At 38.8% G+C, this 209-nt stretch carries 1 protein-coding gene; it reads left to right on the top strand.

Annotation, left to right across the window (positions count from 1 at the left end; translation table 11 throughout):
- Positions 1–209 (top strand): integrase core domain-containing protein (locus tag DPG01_RS18710; protein ID WP_162622388.1); only part of this gene is annotated, 209 nt, incomplete at both ends.

Genomic DNA, 209 nt, shown 5'->3' with positions numbered 1-209 from the left:
ATGGATGGTAAAGGTCGATGGGTTGATAATGTGATGGTTGAACGATTATGGCGGAGCGTTAAATATGAAGAGGTGTATCTCAAAGCCTACAGCAATGTTTTGGATGCGAAGAAGCAATTAAACGCATATTTTGAATTTTATAATTTGAAACGACCTCATTCGAGTCTGGACAAAATGACTCCAGATGAGTTTTACTATGACCAGCTACC

The organism is Acinetobacter sp. WCHAc060042 (genome assembly GCF_003231195.1).
In the GTDB taxonomy this organism is placed as follows: domain Bacteria; phylum Pseudomonadota; class Gammaproteobacteria; order Pseudomonadales; family Moraxellaceae; genus Acinetobacter.
Note: the sequence above shows the minus strand (reverse complement) of the source record. Positions and strands in the feature narration are given on the sequence as shown.